Origin of the sequence: Streptococcus sp. FSL K6-1323 (genome assembly GCF_038630745.1) — a bacterium.
GTDB classification, from domain to species: domain Bacteria; phylum Bacillota; class Bacilli; order Lactobacillales; family Streptococcaceae; genus Streptococcus; species Streptococcus salivarius_D.
This window is the reverse complement of sequence record NZ_CP152039.1, coordinates 341,232-361,008: the sequence shown is the minus strand read 5'-3', so window position 1 is coordinate 361,008 and position 19,777 is coordinate 341,232. Positions and strand designations below refer to the sequence as shown.

Genomic DNA, 19,777 nt, shown 5'->3' with positions numbered 1-19,777 from the left:
TTAAGACAACTTCTGTATTCTAGCAAATCTAGAATGTCTTGTCAACACTTTTTTTGAAGTTTTTTCACTTCTCGTGTCCGCTGTCTCTCGCGAAACAGCTTATTTATAATATCATCTCTAGCTTGTCTTGTCAATAACTTTTTTAAAGTTTTGGAACCTTTTCAAGTTTGTGGCAAGGCAATTAAGACAACTTTTATATCTTATCACCCAAACAAATTCTTGTCAATAGGGTTTTTGAAAAAAATAAAGGAAGCACGTCTCTCAACCTACTTCCTTTATTTTTTAATTATTTAGCTTCAATCAAACCGTAGTTTCCGTCTTCTCGTTTATAGAGAACATTAGTTGTATGATCTTCACTATCTGTATAGATAAAGAAGTCATGACCCAACAACTCCATTTGAAGGATGGCTTCTTCAACATCCATTGGTTTCAACTCAATGTTTTTAGTTCTTACAACTTCAACAGCTGGTGCTTCTTCAACTTGTTCGTTATTAAAATCAGCTGAGAATACTTCTCCTGTTGGAACTTTTTCACGATGCTTACGTGCAATTTTTGTTTTGTTTTTACGGATTTGTCTTTCAATCTTATCAACCACTAGGTCAATAGAACCATACATATCTTGCGAAACATCTTCTGCTCTTAGTGTTACAGAACCTGTTGGAATAGTAACCTCTACTTTAGCTGTCTTTTCGCGATAAACCTTAAGATTTACACGTGCATTCAATTCTTGGTCTTCGTTGAAGTATTTTTCAACTTTGCTAAGTTTACTTTCAACATAGTCACGAAGTGCTTCAGTTACTTCGATGTTTTCGCCACGGATACTATATTTAATCATAAAAGACCTCTTTCTCGCTTGTTAGCGTTTTCTTTATCTTTATTATATCCTTTTCATGAAAATTTGCAAGGATTTTTATTATCTAGCTAGTGAAAAGGTCAAAACTTCTTTAATACCTATACCTTCTAATAGTTGGACCATCTGATATAAAGTGGATCCTGTTGTATAGATATCATCCACTATAATAATCTTATCTGGTACATCTATACCTTTCTTGAGACAGAAGGCATTATCTTGACTTAGACGCTCCTCGCGTGTTTTCGATGATTGCTTCTCAATATCTCTTTTCTCAAAGATATCCTGATAGGGAATTCCCTCTATTAATCCCTCAACTTGGTTGAATCCTCTTTCTACCAAGCGTTCTTCCGACAATGGGACCGGCACTATGGTATAACCTTTTTTAAAAAATGGTTTTAAATTATTTTTTATATCTTTTTGAAATGTTTTTCTAAGACAATAGTCTCCCATAAATTTATAGCGGCTAAAATAATCTTTCATGTTTTCTTCATAGCGATAAATGGCAAGGTGCTTAGGAATATAGCCTTTTTTCATCCAAAGTTTACAATCAATACAGGTATCTCTATGTAACTCCTTATTACAATTTTGACATCTTTCTTTTGAAAGTTTTTTAAACTGATTTTTACAAGATACGCAGGAGTACTCTTCTCTCTGGTTAAACGTAATCAGGTCTCTTAATTTTGGCACTGATTCAATCCAGTCATTACATAGTAGACACTTCATTGTTAAATCCTCCTTTTTTATTCATAACCTTTATTTCTTCTCGACAACGAAGCATTGATTTGGATAGCCCTTCATGAAAGAAATAAAGCTTTCCTGTCGGTCTATCTGGGGATCTTCCAACTCGACCCCCAATCTGAATAAGACTCGAACTAGTGTATAAGTGATGATTTGCCATGCAAACAAAAACATCTACTTGTGGAAAGGTCACACCACGTTCGAGGATAGTTGTTGTCACTAAGATGGATAGTTCTTTTTCTCGGAACTTCTCTACAATAGTTGAACGCTCCTCGCTTTTTGAAGAAACAAAGGCCATTTTTTCATCTGGAAGATATTTTTGTAGAATATTGGTAAACTTTTCACCTATCGCTATATTTGGAAAAAAGATTAGTAAAGGGAATTTGGATTTACGTTGCTTTTTTATCTGATAAAGAAGGGGTCTTGGAAGCTTGCCTCTCATTAGAGATTTTTGTAATCTTCCCTGCCAACAGAATTTAGGAAGTACTAAAGGATTTCCATGGAAACGTCTGGCAAGGTGATGCTTTTCTAAAGTTCCAAGTCGAACTTGCTCTTCCAAAGATATTGTAGAAGTCGCTGTTAAGTAAATATAGCGACCGGTTTCCTTCTTTGCCTGCTCCACAGCATGATTTAACATGACATTTCCTACAAAAGGGAATGCATCAACCTCATCAACGATTACTAGGTCAAAGTTCTGGTAAAACTTTAGTAATTGATGGGTGGTAGCTATTACAAGCGGACTACCATCATATGGTTCACTCTCAGCATGAAGCAGAGAAATACTACAAGTAAAATCCCTCTGCATACGTAGAAATAACTCTCGACAAACATCAACGCGAGGACTTGCGATAGCTACACGACCTTTATTTCCAAGAACATAGGCAACGATTTTATAAATCATCTCGGTCTTCCCAGCACCAGTCACAGCATGTACGAGGCTGTCTTTCTGTTTTTGATATGTTTCTAAAAGCTTCTCTGAGACCTCAGCTTGATAGGGAGTCAGTTCTCCTAACCACTTCAAAACAGGAAATTCAATTTCTGATGTTTTTGAAGGAAAATAATAAAGTTCTTTTCCTTCTTGGTTTCTGCCAAAGACAATACATGCTCTGCAATAATACTGACCTTCCGGTAATTGCCAATCTTCCTCTATCTGACTGTAACATCTTTTACATCTAAGTTGTTTATCGACCTTTATCATGCTTTCTAATGTAAAAGCCTCTGAGTGATAGTCCACTGGCAACTGTTCTTTCGTAAATAGCCGTCCATAATATTCTTTAGGTACCATATCTTTCTATTCGAAAATATGTTTGAATTCATCTTTTTATGATAAAATTTTTTTATGGATTACAAAACTATTGCCAACGATGGAATCGTTGAAGAAGAAATAAAAAAATCTCGTTTTATTTGTCACTTGAAACGTATTATCAGTGAGGAAGAAGGGAGAGAGTATATCGCTCAGATTAAGAAAGAGCATCACAAGGCTAATCACTCTTGCTCTGCAATGATTGTTGGTGATGATGGTCAAATTAAGCGTTCGAGTGATGATGGCGAACCTTCTGGAACAGCTGGTGTGCCTATGCTTACTGTTCTAGAAAAACAAGGACTTACTAATGTCGTAGCAGTTGTGACTCGTTATTTTGGAGGAATCAAACTTGGGACAGGTGGTCTTATCCGCGCTTACTCTGGTAGCGTTGCCCATGCTATTGAAGAAATTGGTCGAGTCGAAGTCAAGGAATTAACAGGACTAACCGTAGAGTTAACCTACTCTCAGTACCAAGTTTTCTCCAACTTTCTTGAAAAAGAAGGACTCCAAGAATTTGATACAACTTTCTTATCAGATGTTTCTACTACTCTATTTGTCGAAAAGTCTGATATTGAAAAACTTGGTCAGGAACTAACCGAATTCTATCAGGGGAAAGTTAATTATGAAAAATCTGGAAAGAAAATCGTTGAAATTCCTATCTGATAGTTAAACGTTATCACAGTGATAAAGAAGATGTATTTTACAAGTTGAGCCTACCGTCGTATACTTAAAACCATCAATCAAAGATTAAGAGGATTTTAAATATGACAATTTACAACTCAATCACTGAACTTGTTGGAAAAACACCTGTTATTAAACTTAACTCTATTGTTCCAGAAGGATCAGCAGATGTTTACGTAAAACTCGAAGCCTTTAACCCTGGTTCTTCAGTTAAAGACCGTATTGCTCTTCGTATGATTGAAGATGCTGAAAAAGCTGGTACGATTAAACCTGGTGATACCATTGTTGAACCAACTTCAGGTAACACTGGTATTGGTCTCGCTTGGGTTGGTGCTGCTAAAGGCTATAAAGTTGTTATCGTAATGCCTGACACAATGAGTGTTGAACGTCGTAAAATCATCCAAGCTTATGGAGCTGAACTTGTATTGACTCCTGGTAGCGAAGGAATGAAGGGTGCGATTGCTAAAGCTAAAGAAGTTGCTGCTGAACGCAACGGTTGGGTACCACTTCAATTTGCCAACCCATCAAACCCAGCTGTCCACGCGGCTACAACTGGTCAAGAGATTCTTGAAGATTTTGGTGCAGAAGGTTTGGATGCCTTTGTTGCTGGTATTGGTACTGGTGGTACTATTTCAGGTGTTTCAAAAACCCTTAAGGCTGCCAATCCAAATATCAAGGTTTATGGTATTGAAGCTGACGAATCTGCCGTCTTGAATGGTGATAAACCAGGACCACACAAAATTCAAGGTATCTCAACTGGTTTCATCCCTGACACATTGGATACAAAATCATATGACAGTGTTGTGCGTATTCCTTCTGATGAAGCTATCGCAACATCACGTACATTGGGGAGCCAAGAAGGTTTCCTAGCTGGTATCTCATCAGGTGCTGCTATTGCTGCCGCCCTAAAGGTTGCTGCTGAACTTGGTGAAGGTAAGAAAGTCTTGACACTCTTGCCTGACAATGGTGAACGCTACCTCTCTACAACACTTTATGATTTTCAAGACTAATAAAAAAGAAGCTGGAACATATGTTCTAGCCTTTTTTTTATTGTATAAAGTTCAAGCCTGTAGTTCATTAATTACTAGAAAAAGCAAGGATTATAATCTCATTTCCACTGAACTGTTCCTACAAACTTTCTATTTTTTAGGATAACTGAAGTCTAAAGAATTTGTTTTATCTTCTTTATTAGTCTAACTCTTTTGCTTCTGTCTTTGCAATTTCAGTAACTGTGAATCCTGCTTCTACAAAAACTTCCTTGAGTTGTTCAATTCCAACCTCTCCTTCAACTTGGAGTTCGACACGAAGTACGGTGTCATTTTTAGGTGCAACAATTGTACGTTCGATGTTGAGATTCTCACTAGCGATAAGGTTCGCAATTTTTTCCAAAACACGTGGAGTATCAGGAACTTCCAACCCAATACGAATTCCCGCTTGACCATAACCAGAAATTTCCAAGAAAGCACGAAAGACATCTTTATCTGTGATAATTCCTGAAATTTGGTCATTGTCCACAACTGGAAGGACTCCAACCTTATTTTGAAGCATGATATAGATTGCATCCTCAAGGCTAGCATATTTGGAAACTGTAAGGACATTCTTAATCATGATATCTCCTACCTTTGTCTTATTAAGGAGATAGTTCATTTCATAAATTGACAAGCTTGTTGCTTTTGATGGTGAAGCCTCCGCCATTGTACCTTCTGTAATAAGCCCAACAAGTTTATCGTGTTCAATTACCGGCAAACGGCGCAACCCTTTATCACGCATAATATCTGCAGCTGCTGCAACTGTTGTTTCTGGTGAGACATAAACCACACGTTTCGTCATAAAATCTTTTACTGCCATATTTCATTTTCCTCCGAATGATTTCTTACTTGTATTATACCACACTAATTGTAACCGATTGCAATATTTTACTGAAAAATTAGTATTTTCCAATCAGTATGAGACGATAGAAAAACGCCCTCGGGCGCTTTTTCTTATCCTCCAAGATAGGCTTTACGAACTTCATCTGATGCAAGAAGTTCTTCACCAGTACCTGAAAGAACCACTTTACCAGTTTCAAGAACGTAACCACGGTCTGCAATTGACAAAGCCTTATTGGCATTTTGCTCAATCAAAAGAACTGTAGTTCCTTGTGCCTTAATATCTTCAATAATATCAAAAATTTCCTGAATAAAGATTGGAGCAAGTCCCATTGAAGGCTCATCCAAAAGCAAAAGTTTTGGACGACTCATAAGGGCACGGCCCATTGCAAGCATTTGTTGCTCACCACCAGAAAGTGTCGCTGCATCTTGATTCTTACGTTCTTCTAGGCGTGGGAAACGTTGGAAGACTTTTTTCAAGAGAGCTGTGTTCTCTTCTTTATTTGTATGAAGGAAAGCTCCCATTTCAAGATTTTCCATTACGGTTAATCCTGCAAATACATGACGTCCCTCAGGTACTTGAGCTAAACCTTCAGCAACAATCTTACGTGCAGGTGTTTTATGAATATCATTTCCGAGATAAGAAATGGTTCCCTCAGTTGGACGAACAAGACCTGAGATTGTACGGAGAATTGATGTTTTACCTGCACCGTTAGCACCGATAAGAGTTACAACTTCACCTTCATTAACTTCAAAGCTAACATTTTTAACAGCTTCAATAGATCCATATTTAATTGAGAGATTTTCAACTTTCAACATAGCCATTATGCTTCACCTCCCAAGTAAGCTTCAATAACGCGTTTGTTATTCTTAATTTCATCAGGTGTTCCTTCTGCAATCAAGCGTCCGTATTCCAAAACATAGATACGCTCAGTAACATCCATGACCAAACTCATATCATGTTCAATCAAGATGATTGTAATACCAAAGTCTTTTTGAATTTGACGAATATGAGCAGTCAATTCAGCTGTTTCTTGTGGATTCATACCCGCAGCTGGTTCATCAAGGAAAAGAATTTTTGGTTCTGTTGCAAGTGCACGAACAATTTCCAAATGACGTTGTTGCCCATAAGCTAAGTTTTTCGCAAGCGTATCTGCCTCACCATCCAAGTTGAAGATAGCCAAGAGTTCCATAGCTTTTGCTTTTAACTCTTCTTCACTTGAGTAGTACTTAGGCAAACGCAAAAGAGATGCAAAGAAATTTGAAGGTTGCTTATTTGACAAACCAACAAGAACATTTTCAAGCACAGTCATGTCTTTGAAAAGACGGATATTTTGGAATGTACGTGACAAACCGAGTGAAGCGATTTTATAAGGTGCTTTACCGTTTAGGACTGTACCATCAAGTGTAATCGTTCCTTCACTTGGCTCATAGACACCTGTCAAAAGGTTGAACAAGGTTGTTTTACCAGCACCATTTGGTCCGATAAGCCCAACCAACTCACCTTCATTGAGTTCCATTGAAACATCACCAACGGCAGTCAAACCACCGAAGTTTTTAGTTAGATTTTTAACTTCAAGAAGTGCCATTATTATTTGCCCTCCTTAGATTTATTGAAGAATTTTGAGAGATAGAGTTCTTTTGTTCCAAGAAGTCCACCTGGACGGAAGAGCATTACAAGAATCAAAGCCAAGGCGTAAATAATCATACGAAGGTTTGAAACGTTTTGGAGGAACATGTTGATAATACCAAGAACAACAGCGGCAATGATAGTACCTGTGATAGATCCAAGACCACCAAGAACGGCAATGATAAGGTAATCAATTGATTTCATGATAGTGAAATCTTTTGGCACGACTGTACCGATGTAGCTGACATAAAGTGAACCAGCAATCGCTGAAATCATGGCACCAATAACAAAGATAAGAACCTTCATTTTTGTGACATTAACACCCATTGACTCAGCAGCAATTTCATCTTCACGAAGAGTGATTGCTTGACGTCCAGTTGCTGAACGCAAGAAGTTAAGTACCAAAATTGTAATGATTACCACAAAGAAATAAATTACAGGCCAACTTGTATAAGGAAGGATACCTGTCAAACCAGCAGCACCATTAGTCAATTCACCACCATTAACGATAATGATACGGATGATTTCAGCCATACCAAGAGTTGCAATGGCAAGGTAGTCCCCTTTCAAACGAAGGGTAGGTAGACCAAAGATAAGGGCAACAATAGCTGCGATGATGACACCGACAACCATTGAGAGGTAGAAACCGTCATATGTTGGCATCATACCAGTAATGATAGCTGATGAATAGGCACCAATTGCCATGAAACCAGCTTGTCCCAGTGTAAATTGTCCTGAGAAACCAAGAACCAGGTTAGTACCAAGTCCCATAAGGATTGAGATCCCAATTCCCATTAAGATTTGGATGTAGTAAAGGTTCATGATACCTGAAAGTTCAAGACCTTTCAAGATAAGGAAGAGCCCAATGATAAGACCAAACCAAATAAGGTTTACTTTTAGATTTTTCTTCATGTCTTACACCTTCTCTTTCACATTTTTACCGAGGATACCCGCTGGGCGAACCAAAAGGATAACGATCAAGACACCATAAACGATGGCATCACGGTAACTTGACAAACCAATTGCAGTTGATAATGTCTCCAAAATACCGATAACAAATCCACCAAGTGCTGCACCAGGGATAATACCGATACCACCAAGAACGGCAGCAACAAAGGCTTTAATACCTGGTGTCATACCCATAAGAGGTTCGATAGAGTTATAGTAAAGACCAATAAGGACACCCGCTGCCCCTGCTAGTGATGATCCAAGAGCAAAAGTGAAGCTGATAGTGTTATTAACATTAATACCCATCAATTCAGCTGCATCACTGTCTACAGATACGGCACGCATAGCTTTACCCATCTTAGTCTTTTTAACAATCAATTGAAGAGCAACCATAAGGACAAGGGCAACTACCAAGATAAGCAATTGCACATTTGTTACAGAGATTGATCCAAGATGATAAGTCTTAATTGCAATCTTTTGAGGGAATGAACGTGTATCTGCACCTACAAAGAGAACCATGATGTACTCAAGGAAGAATGAGACACCGATAGCCGTAATCAAGGCAGAAATACGTGTCGAATTACGGAGTGGGCGATAAGCCAAGAACTCAATGACAACCCCTAAAATCGCACAGACAAGCATAGCAAAGACAAGGGCAACCCAGAAATTCATTCCAAGGCTATTAATCGCATAGTAACCAACGAAGGCACCCATCATATAGATGTCTCCATGGGCAAAGTTAATCAATTTGATAATCCCATAAACCATGGTATATCCAAGGGCAAGTAAGGCATAGATACTACCCAAGATGATACCATTGACTAGTTGTTGGGGAAGTTGTTCAAAAAACATATTTAACCAAACTTTCTAGTTCATTTTTAGTATAGATAACAGATTATTTTTCAATTTCAACGGCTTCCGCTGAAACCTCTTCACCATTATCTCTTTTAACCATAAGAGCTGCTTTAATAGGGTTATGATCCTTATCAATCGTCATTTTACCAGTAACCCCGACAAAGTTTTTCAAATGTGCTAAGTTATCAGCAATATCAACTGATGTTTTCGCATCTTTTGATGCTTCTGCAATCATATAAACAGAATCGTAAGCTAGAGCAGCAAACATATTTGGGTCAGTGTTGTAAGCTTTCTTATATGCTTCGATGAATCCTGATGCCTTGTCAGAAAGAGCAACATTTGTTGAATATCCTGATACATAGTAGACGTTTGAAGCATTCTTTTTACCTGCAAGCTCAGTAAATTTCGCATCACTGAATCCGTCAGGTCCAAGGATTGGTTTATCAATTCCAAGGTCACGTGCTTGTTTAGTGATAATACCAGTCTCAGTATAGTAACCAGGCATTACAATAGCATCATAATCAAGGTCTTTAAATTTAGTCAATGCTGACTGATAGTCCTTGTCCCCTGAAGCAAAGGTAGCTTCAGTAACGATTTTACCTTTATATTCACGCTTGAATTCATCCGCAATACCTTTGGCATAATCTGAAGCATTATCATAGTAGAGAACTACTTTCTTAGCATTCAAATTATTGTAAGAATAAGCTGCCAAAACTTTACCTTGGTAACTATCCTTGAAGGTTGTACGGAAAACGAATTTCTTCGTACCATTAGCATCTACCGTAAGGTCGTCCTGCGTACCTGAAGGTGTCAGCAAAGGAACTCCTGTTTTTTGTGATACAAGGCTAGCCGCAGCAACAGCACCTGATGTCGCTGGACCAACGATAGCATTTACATTATTCTGAATAGCCAAGTTCGTTGAAGATGTTGAAGCTTCAGCATTTTCAGATTTATTATCTTTTGTGACAAGCTCAAGCTTTTTGCCATCGACGCCACCAGCTTTGTTAATTTCGTCAACAGCCAACTTAATACCATTCTGCTCTGCCTTACCATAGGCTGCAACGGCACCTGTCAACTCCATGTTAACACCAATTTTGATTGTATCGCCAATCTTAGTACCATTGGCATTAGCAGTCACATCTGGTGACTTGCCACAGGCAACTAAGAAAATGGAAGCAAAAAAGGCTAACACAATAAGTGTGATCTTTTTAGACATAAGATTTCTCCTTAATATTTTCTTAAAAAAGTCCATCTTATAGCTTACAGAATTATCAGACAATTGTCAACTACACATAACTAAGCTTTAGCGGCAGTAATCGTTTCCATTACTTTAAGAATAACTCTTTAAAAAGAAAAAAACTTTTCTCTTATTAAAGAGAAAAGTTCTTAAACGGTTCAGGGACTGAGGTGTCGTAACGTTCCAGACTACCTACAAAGTCCATATCAATATCAGAATAGTAGGAAGGCAGAACTTTTTTCACTGCTTTCATTCCATCGAGCTCTTTCAAAATATCCTCGACCTTGTCCTCATCTACATAAAGGTGCACATAACGCATCTTATAAGAATGGTAGACAACATCCCCAAACTTGGCAATTTTACGTAAGTCTCTATTGTAGTATAAATAAACAATAATGCCTTGACGCTTAATCATGACTCATCTTCTCCTTTATGTTCGTGTCTCCCTTTTTATGATGTGGTTTATGGGGGGCAAGAGGTAGTCCAGTATCAATAAAAATCTGACCTGAAACGGCTTGGGCAATCTCCTCACCAAGATTGGCTAAAATAGTCTGTAAATCGAACTCTGCGTGACGATAAGCAATAACCACCTCGTTTAAATCAATTTGGCGCTTCATTCGCAAAACCTGACGTTTCAACTCTCTCACATCTGGTCTAAAAGCCTCATACGCCTTAGCAGCATCATAGCTATCCTTTAATTCTTGAAATGCAAAGAGTTGCTCTTGAAGTTCTCTGTCATTTTCGAATTTCTGGCGTTTCAAACGATAATTCTCTACCTCAGGTAGCTTTAGAAAATACGAAACAAGACACTCTATAGCTTGATCAATCGCAAGCAACTCCTCATTGATTATTAACATGTTTTCTATTATAACACAAAAAGCCAGATGAAACGGTCCTTATACAACCGATTTGCATCTGACTTTTGTTTAAGACAAGCTCAGTTTATTTTAATTGGTTATTAGCCATGATTTCATCGATGAAACCATATTCAAGCGTTTCTTGAGCACTCATCCAATTGTCACGTTCAGCGTCTGCATGAACTTTTTCAATTGGTTGTCCAGAATTATCTGCCAAGATTTGCTCCAAGTTATTACGTGTCTTGAGCAAGTGTTCAGCTGCGATAGCCATGTCTGTTTGTTGCGTACCGCCACCAGTACCGCCCATTGGTTGGTGAATCATGTACTCTGCATTTGGCAACATGAAACGTTTACCTTTGGTACCGCTGGAAGCGATAACTGTTCCCATAGATGCTGCCATCCCCATAACGATAGTCTGAACATCAGACTTGATGAAGTTCATTGTATCAACAATGGCAAGACCAGCCGAAACGGATCCACCTGGTGTATTAACATAAAGATAGATATCTTTTGTATTGTCTTGAGCATCCAAAAACAAGAGTTGGGCAATAATTGAGTTTGCCATATTATCTTCAACAGGACCTGTTAACATGATGATACGATCCTTGAGCAAACGTGAGTAAATATCATAAGAACGCTCACCGCGTGATGTTTGTTCAATTACTACAGGAATCATATGAATCCTCCTTTTAATATTGTCTTGATGCTATTATATGATTTTAGTCAAATTAGGTCAAATAAAAAACATCATTCTTAGCACTCTTTTGGAAAGAGTGCTAACCCCCCCTAAAATAATTTCACTTTAAACTTATTAATCTAGTAAAAAAAGGGAAATTTTCCCTTTTCAACTTATTTTGTACCAAAGAGACGGTCACCTGCATCTCCAAGACCTGGAACAATATAACCGTTTTCATTAAGTTTCTCATCCAAAGATGCTGTGTAGATATCGATATCTGGGTGAGCATCTTGCAATTTTTTGACACCTTCTGGTGCTGCAACCAAGCAAACAAACTTGATATTAGCAGCGCCACGTTTTTTAAGTGAGTCTACTGCCAAGATTGCTGAACCACCAGTCGCAAGCATTGGGTCTACTACAAAGATCTGACGTTGATCAATGTCTTCTGGTAATTTAACCAAGTACTCAACCGGCTCAAGAGTTTCCTCATCACGATACATACCAATATGACCAACTTTAGCTGCTGGTACAAGGCTAAGAAAACCATCGACCATACCAATACCCGCACGAAGGATTGGAACAATCGCTAATTTCTTACCAGAAAGTTGTTTTTGTACTGTTTTGGTAATTGGTGTTTGAATTTCAACCTCTTCGAGAGGAAGGTCACGAGATACTTCGTAACCCATAAGCATAGCAATTTCATTAACTAGCTCACGGAAGTCCTTAGTAGAAGTATCCTCACGACGGAGGATTGAAAGTTTATGTTGAATCAGTGGATGTGAAATAACTTGAAATTTACCCATAATAGTTTCTTCCTTTGCTTTATACTCACTCCATTATATCAAAAAGGCAAAAAAAACGCTTGCTTTTCTGCAAACGTTTTTGAAAAGGATTATTTTTTAGGTAAATGAATCTTTCCTGTGACCAAACCATAGCCAAGAAGAGCTAGACTAGCAATTGCTGCAAAGATAGTCGCCAAGATTGAAAGAATGTTGCTGTTTGAACCTTCTGAATCACTTGGTGTCTTAGGAGTCGTAGCAAGTTTGGCAGCAACTTTAGTATTGTTGCCTTTACTTGACTCATCAGACTTAGTTACTTCATTAGCTTTATCAACTCCGTGAGACTGAACTTTTTCTTCAGACTTAACTGGTTTTGGAGCTTCTGTTTCAGTCACAGACTCTTCTTTAACAGTATTCGTTGGAACAGTTGGTCCAGTTGCTACAATAGTCTTTGGTACTGGTGTCGCAATCTCTGCGGCTTGAGCTACTGGACGACGATCACCCACAGAATCTCCTGTCGAAGGTTTCACAGGGACCGCTACATGATGATCATTTGAAGAATTGTTATCATTAGAGTGGTCTCCATAATTTGGGAAAGGAGTACGAGCTGGAGAATCCGGATTCGTAGGATTTGTTGGTTTATCTTCTTTATCAGCTGATGGTTGATTATTGTCCGCTGGTTTAGAAGTGCCTGGTTTATTAGTCTTATCATCAACAGAATGGTTACCTTCTGTTGGACTTACTGGTGTTTCTGGCTTATCTGCCTTCTTGTCTTTACCATCTTTAACAGTTACAGTCAAGACACCGTGAGCTTCAGAAACGCCTGTTGAACCATCAACTGTAGGATAAGTATGTGGTTTAAGACCATAACCCGATACCGCATAATAATCTACATTAAAGTCCTCGTTTGGCAATTTAGCACTGTTTTGATCGCCTACGTGTACCAAGCTTTCACTAGATTTATCCCAAATCCAGTCACCTTGATTCGTCATCTTAGGAAGAACTTCTGTAGTATCATCTGCATTCATCTTGATAAGGAAGCTTGGAGCCCATGTTGATTTATTCTCAGCACCGGCAATTCCACCACGGTTAGTCATGTAAGAAGTTACCAAAAGAGTATCTGATGAGCCTTCAACAGGAACCGCATAGTAAGAATAGGTAGATGTACGCCAGTCAGCTGGTACAGAGGCTGTCAAGACCACACCTGAGCCATTAAGTGGACGATATTTTCCTCGGAGGCTGTCTGATACGAATCCAAGCATGACAACGTCATCACCGACAGCTTCACGCGCTGCTACAGTACCTTCAGCATCCGTAGATTTGTTGATACGTGAAGCAGTGAAGAGGTAATACTTGCCACCCATCTTAACAACACTTGGACGTTCTACTTCATCAGTAACCATGTGGCTAGTGACAAGCGGTGTGTAAAGTTCAGCTACAGATGGATTTTTCTCATTATCATCAAGTTTCAAGATACCGATAGAACCATTTGCCCATGATGCAAGGTTGTAAAGGTGTTTATTATTAACAATATTGAGGAATGACTTAAGGTTAAAGGCGTCATCTCCTCCATAGTTTGACCATTTGTAAATTTGTTTTTCGCCTTGGTAGTTTTCGTCACCTGTATTTGATTCGAAAATAAGGTAGCGGCTACCGTTATCTTCAATGATGTGTGGGTCACGAAGACAGTAGTTATCTGTACGGTCTGGATTTCCATCGTGGTTGTGGTCATCGTTGAAAGTACTCATGAATTTTGGATAACTTTGATAATGATAGTTATCCCCACCAAAGAGAATGTGGTCATTTTCAACTGACTTGATAACAACTTCATCGTTTTCAACAGCTAGGTTAAGTGTAGCACTAGCCAATTGTTGCCAGTTCAATTTACCGCCACTAGTATCATTCTTAGTGTAGTAAAGTTGGATACTACCGTCAGAGTTTACCGTCGCTGAACCTGACCATTGTTGGTCATCTTCAAGGGCATTATAACCAAAGATTGGACCCGCATTTTTCCAATGTGTAAAGTCATTATCTCCATATTTACTATAGAGCAAGTAAATGTGGTTTGAGTTTTTATTTGGTGCACCGGCCATTGAGATAACCAACTGGTAACCATTCCAGTTGCTAACTACACCTGACTTAGCATCTTGGACTGGCCAAGAATCCCAAACGTCGATTTCTTCTTTTTTCATCGTTTGGGCATCAACAGTGTTGAAGGCAGGCATATTGATGATTGTATCTGCTTTAAAGTAAGGAACTGCCAATTTGCTGTCTTGCTTCAAGAAGCTAGCAACGATATCTTTCAAGTTACGGTAAGTCAAGCTAGTACCTGTACCCTTGATAGCATCATCACTAAAGTCAACTTTATTAAGTGCTTTAATTTCTTCCTCAGTCAAGGCAACGATTTGATCTGAGGTCATATTCTCTTCAACAATAGACTTGATACGACCATTAAGTTTACTAAGGTTGGCATTAGCCGCGCTGTTTTCAGAAACTTTAAGGTCTACTTCAGTGTGTGTATCAGCTGCTTCTGAGCTTGCTGTTGAAGTTGGTGCTTCTACTGCAGCCTCTGATGTATGAGCCGGAGCAGAAACTGCAGCAACAGTCGCTGAAGGTGTTGTTGCATCTGATGAAGATGTCACTACTGTGCTAGACGCCTTTTCTTCAACTACTGATGGAGTTGTGTTGCTTGGTTGTGTCTCTGTAACTGGTTTAGTTGCAACCTCTGAATGTGCAACTGAAGATTCAACTGCTTCTGAAGTTGCCACACTTGTTGCTGTTTCACTGGCTACCGTTAGAGATGCTGTGCTTGTTTCTGGTGTTGCTGTCGCAGTAGCTACCGCTGGTGCTGTTTCTGTAACTTGATCAGCTTTTACCTGAGTGGCACCCAAAAACGCCAAGGTACCAACGAGTGCTGATGTTGCCCCTACTGTGGCTACCTTACGGATGCTATAACGCATCTTTTTGCACTCTGCTTGCTTTGGTGCTACTGTATTTGACTGTGAATTAACTGTAATATCCATATAAACTCTCCTTTTAGGTTTTTACATGTTCCATTCTATCATTTTTTTATCTAAATTCCAATCTTTTTTTAATGACAAATTGATATTTTTTGTAAAAAACTATTTTTTTGTTAAAATAATAACTATAAAAACATGCAATTTAATCAGGAAATATTACTATATGGAATCAAAATATCCTTCTCTAATTTTTATTATTGCTTTTTTAATCTTATTTTTTGTTTTTATAATAAAAAATGAGAACGCTAACAATCCTTCCCAAAAAACAAATAAGGTTTCTGTGAGTCAAACCTTTCATCTAGCATCTCATAAAGGATGGTCTAACGACCTACAGACTATCGTGTGGAATCAAGAAAAAAATTACTATGATATCTATTTTCTACACTCTGTGGATGGGGCTACTGATCCTTTTGGACCCAACGGTCAAGATTGGACACATACAACGACTAAAGATTTTATCACCTATAGTAAACAAGAGACTGCTATACCAGCAAAGGGTGGTGACCCTAAAGAGGGGTGGCATTCTGCTTGGACAGGTAGTGTAGTCACAGATAGTCAGGGGATTTCTGGTATCCAAAACGAAGAACCTGTCGCCTATTTTACTGGACTCATGGATGATGGAAGCCAGGCAATCTATGCTAGTGCATCAAATGACAAGGGAGCTAGCTTTACTAATTCCCTAAAAGATGGTAAACCTTTATTGACAAAGGAACAATCCTATAACGGTAAAGATTTCCGCGATCCTTATGTCTTCCACTTCAAAGACAAATTACTCATGTATGTCGCTGAAGGTAACGCCTTAGGTGTTTATCAATCTCAAGATGGTATCAACTGGACCAAAGAAGATAGCAAGGGAGACTCCAAAATCCTACCCGAAACATTTTTTAAGGGTCGTAACTGGCAGGACAACGCTCCTATCGAGTGTCCCGTTCTCAAAACAATGACAACAACTGACGGTCAGGACAAGCAAGTTCTCTTTTTTGGAGCTAAGGATACAGCTTCAGGCGAAACAACTGGAACCTACTATACTGTAGGGCATTTAGATGGTAACGGCTTATTTATTGCAGATACAGAAACAAAACGCTTAGATCAAGGCTCAGACTATTATGGCGCTAACTTCACTGGAAGCAATCGAATCGAAGAAAGCAATCATAACCTTATCAGTCTTGGCTGGGTTGGTAATTGGAATTACTTCACGTCAGGCATTCACAGTGACCAAGAGGCCAAGAGTGATTTTCTAAAAACTATCGGTTTTTACACTACACCCAGACAGCTACAACTGGATAAGAACGGTATTATTCAGTCTGCTCCCCTCTATAAAAATGAACAATTAACCCTCAAAAATCAAAACGGCAACATTTCGAGTCAAAGACCACTCACCAGTGACAATAGAAAACCTTGGATTGATAAAAGTCACAATCAGAATGCTAATGGCCTTCTTGACCTTGCTGAAAAAAATAGTGCGGGGTATTACCAACTGCATTTTTCAAATATTAAGAAAGAAGGAGGCTATATCTACATTGATATCTGGCAAGGCTCTGATTACGTTAAAATCGCCTACCAAATAACAAGTGGTACCTATCAGGTCTCTACCTATGCTGCTGAACTGAACAACAGCATGGATGGTAGTCAAACTGCCTCTTCTTACTATTACGATGGACTCTTAGGTAACGGTCAAGGTTATAAAGCTGACAGTCTCTATAAGGAAACTGATAATATCACTATAACGCTTATTACAGACAATCGTAGCTTGGAAATTTTCTTCCCCAATGGCCAAACCTACACTCTAGCCAGATTTAATACCTCTGGCAAGCAGGATGTCAAGGTTTTCTCCACTCAGGAAGATCTACTATTAAACTTGAAAATCTACGATGTACACTCATAACAATAATAAAAGTGATGCTATTTGCATCACTTTTATTATTTTCCAAAGACAGAAACGAGACGTTTAACTCCTTCAGCAACAACTGTAGTTGGCGTAGCTACGTTAAAGCGGAAATGTTTCTCTCCTTCAGAACCAAAAGTAATACCGTCATTTAGCACTACCTTGGCTTCTTCTTTAAGCAAACGTCCAAGTTCATTATGGTCTTGATCATAGGCTGAAAAATCAAGCCAAACCAAGTAAGTTCCCTCAGGTTTCATGACTTTGATATTAGTCTTTTCACTAAGTTCCTTGGTTAAAAGGTCAATATTAGTTTCAAAGACAGTCTTCAATTCCTCTAACCAAGGTTGCCCATAGGTCAGAGCTGCTTGGGTTGTAATCAAACCAATGGTTGGAATTTCATGTTGATTATTTGCCAACTGCTTTTGTTTAAAGGCTTTACGTAAGTCTTCATTTTCAATGATAGTAAAACTGTTTTTGGTACCAGCAATATTAAAGGTTTTAGTAGCCGAACTAAGCACCAAGGTAAAGTCCTTGTAAGCATCTGAAATGGTATTCATAGAGATGTGCTTATTCCCATATAGGGCTAAGTCTTGGTGGATCTCATCAGATACCAAGAGGACACCATGTTTCTGACACAAATCTGCTACCTTGGTCAATTCCTCTTTGGTCCAGACACGCCCACCTGGATTATGTGGGCTACAAAAAACATAAAGTTTAACATCATTCTCGACGATATCACGTTCCAATTGTTCAAAATCAATTTCGAAATGCCCATTAACCTTAACAAGACTATTTTCAATCAATCGACGATTATTCAAACGGACCGAACGAGCAAAAGGCGGATAAACTGGTGTGTTGATGAGAACAGCGTCGCCTTCTTTGGTAAAGGCTTGAATAGCTGTTGAAATGGCTGGAACAACACCTTCAATGAGAACAATACTCTCTTTATCAACGACGTAACCGTGTTGATTTTTTTCCCAATTAATGATTGACTGGTAAAGCTCTTCACTTGGATAAGGATAACCAAAAATATGTGTCTCAGCATAGTTGATAACTGCATCCCTAATCTCAGGAACAGGTAGGAAGTCCATATCAGCAACCCAAAGCTCAAGCAGTTCTGGATTACTTTCGGCTTCGTGCCATTTCATGGTATTTTGATCCAAGCGATTTGGTTGTGTTGTAAAATCATAACGTGTCATAGATAACTCCTTAAAGACTAAGGGCATTTTCCAAGTCAGCAATCAAATCTTGTGCTGCTTCAATACCAATTGAAAGACGAAGCAAGTCGTCTGTCAAACCATAGGAAGCACGCACATCACCTGGAATATCTGCGTGGGTTTGTGTCGTTGGGTAGGTAATCAAGCTTTCAACACCACCTAGGCTCTCCGCAAAGGTAAAGACTTTTAGGGAATTGATAATGGTTGGAATCTTGTCTTGATTAGCCACTTTGAAGGAAATCATACCACCCTTGCCTGGATAGAGGACTTCCTTAACAGCTGGTGACTTTTCTAAGAAAGCTACAACTTCTTGAGCATTGGCTGTCGATGCCTCCATTCGAAGTTTTAAGGTTTTAAGACCACGCATGAGCATATAGCTATCAAATGGTGACAAGGTAGGACCAGTCGTATTGAGGTTATAATAAAGTTTATCGTAGAATTCTTGGTTGCTGGTCACAACAACACCAGCCAAAACATCATTATGCCCTGATAGGTATTTAGTAGCTGAATGGACAACGATATCAGCACCTTGAGTAATCGGGGTTTGATAGATTGGGCTATAGAAAGTATTATCAACAATAACCACCGCACCCTTGTCATGAGCAATTTTGGCCACTTTTTCAATATCAAACTCAATCATAAGTGGGTTTGTCGGTGTTTCGATGTAGACAATATCGGTATTTTCTGTAATAGCCGCAATCATCTCATCTTCTGTATTTGTGTATTCAAAAAAGAAACGACCTTCTTTTTCCTTGTCATTAAACCAACGGAAAGAACCCCCGTAAAGATCACGCGCAGCTACAACCTTACTGCCTACTGGGAAAATTTCAAAAGCCAAAACAATGGCGCTCATCCCTGAACTTGTCGCAATAGCATAATCTGCTTTTTCAATAGCTGCAAGTGTTTTTTCCACTGTTGCGCGTGTTGGATTTTTAGTTCGTGTATAGTCAAAACCAGTAGAATGGCCAAATTCTGGATGTTGGTAAGTTGTTGAAAAATGAATTGGTGAAGCCAAGGCTCCTGTTGCTTCATCCGAATTGATTCCTGCGTGTGCCAAAATGGTTTCTAATTGATATTCTTGTGTCATAATGTGCCCTTTCTACATGGTAAAGTGGATATACTCCATATCTATGACCTCTATTTTATCACTATTTTCTGAAAATAATGGTAAGTTCATCATACGGATTCTTGATAGTTAGTTATAGTTTATTTCTATAACCTAAAAAGACA

At 38.7% G+C, this 19,777-nt stretch carries 19 protein-coding genes; 3 read left to right on the top strand and 16 right to left on the bottom strand.

Annotated elements, in window-relative coordinates; genetic code table 11:
* Nucleotides 1–286 precede the first annotated feature (286 nt).
* From raiA to NST80_RS01900, 3 genes are all read right to left on the bottom strand, one after another.
* Nucleotides 287–835, bottom strand: a complete 549-nt coding sequence (gene raiA / locus NST80_RS01910; RefSeq protein ID WP_002883786.1) for a ribosome-associated translation inhibitor RaiA — start codon at nucleotides 833–835, stop codon at nucleotides 287–289.
* 78 nt (nucleotides 836–913) lie between these two features.
* Nucleotides 914–1,576, bottom strand: coding sequence for a ComF family protein (locus NST80_RS01905; protein WP_002886639.1), 663 nt, complete (start codon nucleotides 1,574–1,576; stop codon nucleotides 914–916).
* Entirely contained in the window at nucleotides 1,557–2,876 is a 1,320-nt protein-coding gene (locus NST80_RS01900) for a DEAD/DEAH box helicase (RefSeq protein WP_002886638.1), read from the bottom strand. The genes NST80_RS01905 and NST80_RS01900 overlap by 20 nt, the downstream gene beginning before the upstream one ends.
* 54 nt (nucleotides 2,877–2,930) lie before the next feature.
* Here NST80_RS01900 and NST80_RS01895 point away from each other — a divergent pair, with 54 nt between their 5' ends.
* Both NST80_RS01895 and cysK read left to right on the top strand, forming a co-directional pair.
* Complete coding sequence (locus tag NST80_RS01895; protein WP_002886637.1) at nucleotides 2,931–3,557, top strand: YigZ family protein; 627 nt, start codon at nucleotides 2,931–2,933, stop codon at nucleotides 3,555–3,557.
* Between the two features lie 101 nt (nucleotides 3,558–3,658).
* Nucleotides 3,659–4,585 carry a cysteine synthase A gene (gene cysK, locus NST80_RS01890; RefSeq protein ID WP_002883742.1) on the top strand — a complete coding sequence of 309 codons (927 nt, stop codon included), beginning with the start codon at nucleotides 3,659–3,661 and terminating at the stop codon, nucleotides 4,583–4,585.
* A 178-nt stretch (nucleotides 4,586–4,763) separates the two neighbouring features.
* Here cysK and NST80_RS01885 read toward each other — a convergent pair whose 3' ends face one another.
* From NST80_RS01885 to NST80_RS01835, 11 genes are all read right to left on the bottom strand, one after another.
* Entirely contained in the window at nucleotides 4,764–5,423 is a 660-nt protein-coding gene (locus tag NST80_RS01885; protein ID WP_045771734.1) for a CBS and ACT domain-containing protein, read from the bottom strand.
* A 134-nt stretch (nucleotides 5,424–5,557) separates the two neighbouring features.
* Nucleotides 5,558–6,268 (bottom strand): ABC transporter ATP-binding protein, encoded by a 711-nt coding sequence (locus tag NST80_RS01880; RefSeq protein ID WP_014633927.1) that lies wholly within the window; start codon nucleotides 6,266–6,268, stop codon nucleotides 5,558–5,560.
* Nucleotides 6,268–7,032 carry an ABC transporter ATP-binding protein gene (locus NST80_RS01875; RefSeq protein WP_045771733.1) on the bottom strand — a complete coding sequence of 255 codons (765 nt, stop codon included), beginning with the start codon at nucleotides 7,030–7,032 and terminating at the stop codon, nucleotides 6,268–6,270. The genes NST80_RS01880 and NST80_RS01875 overlap by 1 nt, the downstream gene beginning before the upstream one ends.
* 2 nt (nucleotides 7,033–7,034) lie before the next feature.
* The gene (locus NST80_RS01870; protein ID WP_002883720.1) at nucleotides 7,035–7,985 is read right to left on the bottom strand and encodes a branched-chain amino acid ABC transporter permease; all 951 of its coding nucleotides are present in this window, start codon (nucleotides 7,983–7,985) and stop codon (nucleotides 7,035–7,037) included.
* 3 nt (nucleotides 7,986–7,988) lie between these two features.
* On the bottom strand, nucleotides 7,989–8,873 hold the full coding sequence (locus NST80_RS01865; RefSeq protein WP_002883743.1) for a branched-chain amino acid ABC transporter permease: 885 nt from the start codon (nucleotides 8,871–8,873) through the stop codon (nucleotides 7,989–7,991).
* A 43-nt stretch (nucleotides 8,874–8,916) separates the two neighbouring features.
* Nucleotides 8,917–10,092, bottom strand: a complete 1,176-nt coding sequence (locus NST80_RS01860; RefSeq protein WP_048790259.1) for an ABC transporter substrate-binding protein — start codon at nucleotides 10,090–10,092, stop codon at nucleotides 8,917–8,919.
* Nucleotides 10,093–10,246: 154 nt separating this feature from the next.
* Nucleotides 10,247–10,528, bottom strand: a complete 282-nt coding sequence (locus NST80_RS01855) for a YlbG family protein (RefSeq protein ID WP_002890011.1) — start codon at nucleotides 10,526–10,528, stop codon at nucleotides 10,247–10,249.
* Nucleotides 10,521–10,970 carry a YlbF family regulator gene (locus NST80_RS01850; protein WP_049529424.1) on the bottom strand — a complete coding sequence of 150 codons (450 nt, stop codon included), beginning with the start codon at nucleotides 10,968–10,970 and terminating at the stop codon, nucleotides 10,521–10,523. The genes NST80_RS01855 and NST80_RS01850 overlap by 8 nt, the downstream gene beginning before the upstream one ends.
* Before the next feature lie 85 nt (nucleotides 10,971–11,055).
* Nucleotides 11,056–11,646, bottom strand: coding sequence for an ATP-dependent Clp protease proteolytic subunit ClpP (gene clpP / locus NST80_RS01845; protein WP_045768756.1), 591 nt, complete (start codon nucleotides 11,644–11,646; stop codon nucleotides 11,056–11,058).
* A gap of 173 nt (nucleotides 11,647–11,819) precedes the next feature.
* Nucleotides 11,820–12,449: a uracil phosphoribosyltransferase gene (upp, locus tag NST80_RS01840; protein WP_002883819.1), complete on the bottom strand. Its 630-nt coding sequence runs from the start codon at nucleotides 12,447–12,449 to the stop codon at nucleotides 11,820–11,822.
* Nucleotides 12,450–12,538: 89 nt separating this feature from the next.
* Nucleotides 12,539–15,448 (bottom strand): glycoside hydrolase family 68 protein, encoded by a 2,910-nt coding sequence (locus NST80_RS01835; RefSeq protein ID WP_049529423.1) that lies wholly within the window; start codon nucleotides 15,446–15,448, stop codon nucleotides 12,539–12,541.
* A gap of 160 nt (nucleotides 15,449–15,608) precedes the next feature.
* Between NST80_RS01835 and NST80_RS01830 the strand changes: the two genes are divergently transcribed.
* Nucleotides 15,609–17,330 (top strand): glycoside hydrolase family 32 protein, encoded by a 1,722-nt coding sequence (locus tag NST80_RS01830; RefSeq protein ID WP_342504623.1) that lies wholly within the window; start codon nucleotides 15,609–15,611, stop codon nucleotides 17,328–17,330.
* A gap of 35 nt (nucleotides 17,331–17,365) precedes the next feature.
* On the opposite strand, the gene NST80_RS01825 is transcribed toward NST80_RS01830, so the two are convergent.
* Nucleotides 17,366–18,529: a MalY/PatB family protein gene (locus NST80_RS01825; protein WP_021151464.1), complete on the bottom strand. Its 1,164-nt coding sequence runs from the start codon at nucleotides 18,527–18,529 to the stop codon at nucleotides 17,366–17,368.
* Between the two features lie 10 nt (nucleotides 18,530–18,539).
* Nucleotides 18,540–19,634, bottom strand: coding sequence for a cystathionine gamma-synthase (locus tag NST80_RS01820; protein ID WP_073949266.1), 1,095 nt, complete (start codon nucleotides 19,632–19,634; stop codon nucleotides 18,540–18,542).
* Nucleotides 19,635–19,777 lie beyond the last annotated feature (143 nt).